The 4,059-nt window shown below is 66.6% G+C and carries 5 protein-coding genes and 1 tRNA gene; 3 read left to right on the forward strand and 3 right to left on the reverse strand.

Annotation, left to right across the window (positions count from 1 at the left end; all coding sequences use genetic code 11):
- Positions 1-127 precede the first annotated feature (127 nt).
- The 3 genes from tmk to GH737_RS13445 are packed head-to-tail and all read right to left on the reverse strand — an operon-like array spanning position 128 to position 3,059.
- Positions 128-754, reverse strand: a complete 627-nt coding sequence (tmk, locus tag GH737_RS13435; RefSeq protein ID WP_155265303.1) for a dTMP kinase — start codon at positions 752-754, stop codon at positions 128-130.
- Complete coding sequence (locus GH737_RS13440; protein WP_155265304.1) at positions 751-1,932, reverse strand: D-alanyl-D-alanine carboxypeptidase family protein; 1,182 nt, start codon at positions 1,930-1,932, stop codon at positions 751-753. The genes tmk and GH737_RS13440 overlap by 4 nt, the downstream gene beginning before the upstream one ends.
- Positions 1,933-1,976: 44 nt before the next feature.
- Complete coding sequence (locus GH737_RS13445; protein ID WP_230558812.1) at positions 1,977-3,059, reverse strand: lytic murein transglycosylase; 1,083 nt, start codon at positions 3,057-3,059, stop codon at positions 1,977-1,979.
- 118 nt (positions 3,060-3,177) lie between these two features.
- On the opposite strand from GH737_RS13445, the gene GH737_RS13450 reads away from it, so the two are divergent.
- The 3 genes from GH737_RS13450 to GH737_RS13460 all read left to right on the forward strand — a co-directional run.
- Positions 3,178-3,265: transfer RNA gene (locus GH737_RS13450), tRNA-Ser, on the forward strand.
- A gap of 159 nt (positions 3,266-3,424) precedes the next feature.
- Complete coding sequence (locus GH737_RS13455) at positions 3,425-3,805, forward strand: BlaI/MecI/CopY family transcriptional regulator (RefSeq protein WP_155265305.1); 381 nt, start codon at positions 3,425-3,427, stop codon at positions 3,803-3,805.
- On the forward strand, positions 3,805-4,059 hold a 255-nt coding region (locus GH737_RS13460), incomplete at its 3' end, for a hypothetical protein (protein WP_155265306.1). The genes GH737_RS13455 and GH737_RS13460, both read left to right, overlap by 1 nt.

Raw genomic sequence — 4,059 nt, forward strand, 5'->3', positions numbered from 1 at the left:
CGCGCGGCGGCATGCGCGAAGCTCGCTTTGCCGACGCCGCGCGGGCCGGCGAGCAGCCAGGCGTGATGAAGCTTGCGGCCCGCCCAGGCGGCGGTGAACTGCTCGACGGCCCTCTCCTGGCCGACGATCATGGAAGCATGTCCGCAACGGCCTCGACGAGGCACCGGGTCACTTCATCCGCCCTGCCCGACGCGTCGACCAGGCGGACCCGGTCGGGCTCCTCCGCTGCGAGGAGCCGGAAGGCGAGGTCGACTTTCTGGTGATAGCCTTCGGGCCGGCCGCCGATTCGGTCGCTCTCCTCATTGTCGCGCGCTCGGGCTCTTGCGCCGCCCTCGGGCAAAGCGAGGACCAGCGTGCGGTCGGGAAAGCACTGGCCGATTCCGAAGGCGTTGATCTCGCGCACCGCCTCGATCCCGAGCCCGCCGGCGCCGCCCTGGTAAGCGAGCGAGCTGTCGACGAAACGGTCGCTCACTACCCAGCGCCCAGCCTCAAGAGCCGGAGCAATCGTCTTTTCCACGTGGTCCGCGCGGGCGGCGGCGAAGAGCAATGCTTCAGCCCGCGCCCCCCATCTCTCCTCGGGTCCGGCCAGTAATAGCTCACGGATCTTCTCCGCCCCTTCGCTTCCGCCCGGCTCGCGCGTGACCAGCACGTCGATGCCGCGGTCGCGCAGCGCTTCGGCCAGCGCCTTGACCTGTGTCGACTTGCCTGCCCCCTCGCCGCCTTCGAGCGTGATGAAGCGTCCGCGCGACGTCACGCCATCCCGACGAGCTGCTTGAGCCCGAGCCAGACGCGGCCGAAGAAGCCGGCACGGCCGACCTCTTCGCCGGCGACCAGCGGCACGATCTGCGGCGGCGTGTCGCCAGTGGTGATGACCAGCTGCGCAACCTCCTGTCCCTTGGCGATCGGCGCCTTCAGCGGTCCTTGGTAACGGATCTTCATGGTGATCGGGCTGCCCGTGAGCGACAGCGCGCTGGGCACGGTGACCGCGAGGTCGCGCGGCGCCATCAGCGGCACTTCGCTTTCGCTCCCGAGCTGGACCTGGGCGCTGCCGACCTTCGCACCGGCCTTGAATAGCGCCTTGTCCTCCCAGGCATTGAAGCCCCACTGGATCAGCCGAGTCGATTCCTGGACGCGCTGGTTCCAGCTGTCCATTCCGGCGAGCACTTCGATCAGGCGGCGCCCGTTCTGCTCGGCCGAGCCCGTGAAGCCGTAACCTGCCTCCTCCGTGTGGCCAGTCTTGAGGCCGTCCGCACCCGGCACCTTGCCGAGGATCGGATTGCGGTTGTCCTGCGAGATCGCCTGCCCGCCCATGGTCTTGCCCCAGCTGAAGCTCGGCTGTGAGTAGAATTTCTTGTAGAGCTTGTAATGGTTCGTGATCTCCGACGCGGCCAGGGTCGCGAGGTCGCGCGCGGTGACGTAGGTCACGCCGTCGTCCGGCCAGCCATTGGCGGTTCCGAAGTGGCTGTTGGTCAGACCGATACGCTTGGCGAGCGCGTTCATCTGTTCGGTGAACGCCTGCTCGGTGCCCGCGATGCACTCGGCGAGCACGACCGAGGCGTCGTTGCCGGACAAAGTGACGATGCCGTGAAGCAGATTTTCGACGCTGACCTGTTCGTTCGGGCTGAGGAACATGGTCGAGCCGGCTTTCGGCCCATGCCACTTCTCCCACGTCTCCGGCCGGACCGTGCACATCTTGTTGAGCGGCAGCTTGCCCTGGTCAATCAGCTCGAACGCCACTTCGGCGGTCATCATCTTGGCAAGCGAAGCCGGCGGCATGCGCATGTCGGCGTTCTTGGCATAGAGCACGGCCCCGGAATTGACGTCGTACAGGTAGGCGACCTTGGCGGGCGTATCGAACTGCGGCGCCTTGGCCGGAGCGGCGCTGGCGAGAAGGACGGAAGCGGCGGTGGCGAGAATGATGGTGCGCGGCATCGAAGCGGTGTGATCCCTTGGTTCAGGCTGGCGAGAGGCCCTGTCTATCTCCGGGCAATCGCGTCCGCCAGAACTCCGACCGACAAAGCGTAAAAATTCGAGCAATTGTAATCGAGGATCGAGCGGTAGTTGGTGGTGAGAAGGTAGGCCGTTTCGTTCGGGCCGTCGGGCTCGATCAGGCTCGCCATTTCAGTGTCCGGCAGCGAGCGGCCGACCGGCGTGACGCCGAGCGCGCGCCACTCGCGCATGGTCAACCAGCGGCTGTGCCGCCGATACACTTGCGGACAGCGCGGCGCGGTGATTCGTGAAACCAGCGCGGCCCGGTTGAGGTTGGCCGGCGTCCGCACGGGGATCCCCCAGGTGACGTTCGGCTTCCACCCCGCGTCGCGCAAATATGTTGCGATCGATGCGAGGCCGTCGAGCTCGTTGTTCCAGATGTCGGCATAGCCGTCGCCGTCGCCGTCGGCGCGCAGCCGAAGAGCAACCGAGGGCATGAATTGCGGATAACCGGTCGCGCCCGCCCAGCTCCCCTTGAGCTGCCACCGCGGAACCCCGAGATCGATCAGCTTCAGCGCGGAAACGAACTCGTTCTCGAACATCTGCCGCCTGCGGCCGTAATAACCCAGGCTTGCGAGCGCGTTGAGCAGGTCGGTGCTTCCTGTGACGGCTCCGTAGCTCGTCTCATGGCCCCAGATCGCCATCAGCACCGCGGGGTCGACTCCGTAGCGCGCCTCGAGCCGCCGGAGCTCGTTGTAATGGTCGGCGTAATTGGCATGCCCGCGGGCGATGATCGAACGTGTGACGTGCCGGCGCAGATATGGCGCGAGCGCGCCGACGACCCCGCCCGACGAGCGCGCCACCGGCTCGGTCGATTCCAGCTCGATGACGCGGTCGTTCTTCTCGATCGTCGGAACATAGGTCCGGATCGTCGCCTCGCGGATGCCTTGCAGGCGGGCAAGCGAGGCGAGGCGGGTCTTGTACATGTCCCAGCTGTAACCGGAGGACTGTGCGACGGCGGCGGATGCCGCAATTTCTGGCGCGATGCCCGGCGGCGGCGGCGAAGCTTCCGGCGCAGCGGCCGATCCGATCGACGCGGCGGACGCCGCAACCCAAAACCATGTACTCACCGACAATTACGCCTCCTCGCCTACATCCGAGGCTAGGGGAAAACCTACGGCAGGCCAGCTTGGTTCATCGTGCGCCTTGCACAGCCCGCCGCGCCGGACGATATGCGGCTGCCGAAATGGATGGGTGGCCGAGCGGTTTAAGGCACCGGTCTTGAAAACCGGCGACGTGCAAGCGTCCGTGGGTTCGAATCCCACCCCATCCGCCAGCCTGTCGAGCCCTTCCGCAGCATCGGCTCCGCCGTTCATCGAACCACGCTGCCCTGCCCGCCCGTCGCTGCTAGAAATTGGGCTTGCGCTCCCGCTACAAATGTAGCACTCTACAAATGTAGCGCGGCGATTCTGCCGCCCGGGAAACAGGATTGGCCATGCTCAGCAAGCTTCCGCCGCGTGAAAGGCAGATCGTCGACATTCTCTACGAGCTGGGGCCGGTGCTCGTCGCCGAGATCTGCGAGGCGCTGCCCGACCAGCTGAGTGGGTCCGCCGTGCGCGCAATGCTCAAGCGGCTCGAGGACAAAGGCTATGTCCAGCGCAGCGAATCGCCGCGCGGGTTCCTGTACAGCCCCGCGGTATCGGACACGGTCGCCAAGAAGTCGGCGCTGAGCGAGATCGTCCGAGTGTTCTTCAACGGCTCGCCGGCGAACGCCGCGAGCGCGCTTCTCGGCATGTCGGAGAAGCTCAAGGAAGACGAGCTCGATGAGCTCGAGCAGATGATCGCCCGCGCGCGCGCGGCCAAGGGAGGCAAGTGATGACCGTCCTGATCGCAATCGCGCTCAAGTCGCTGTTCGTCGCCGGGCTGACGCTCGGCCTGCTCGCGCTGATGAAGCGGCGTTCGGCGGCGGAGCGCTCGTGGGTCGCGCATATCGGGCTGCTCGCGCTCGTCATCATGGCCTTTGCGCCGCTGGCGCTGCCGACGTGGAACGTCGAGACCCCTGCCCTGCTCGGCCAGGCTTCCGTGGTCGAGGCCCCCGTCGCCGCGCTGGCCGCGACGCCTCACCGCAGC

This window comes from Sphingomonas segetis, from assembly GCF_009720245.1.
GTDB lineage: Bacteria > Pseudomonadota > Alphaproteobacteria > Sphingomonadales > Sphingomonadaceae > Sphingomicrobium > Sphingomicrobium segetis.

Coding starts and splice junctions, on each gene's coding strand:
- GH737_RS13440 (WP_155265304.1), bottom strand. CDS start 1,932: ATGCCGCGCACCATCATTCTCGCCACCGCCGCTTCCGTCCTTCTCGCC.
- GH737_RS13455 (WP_155265305.1), top strand. CDS start 3,425: ATGCTCAGCAAGCTTCCGCCGCGTGAAAGGCAGATCGTCGACATTCTC.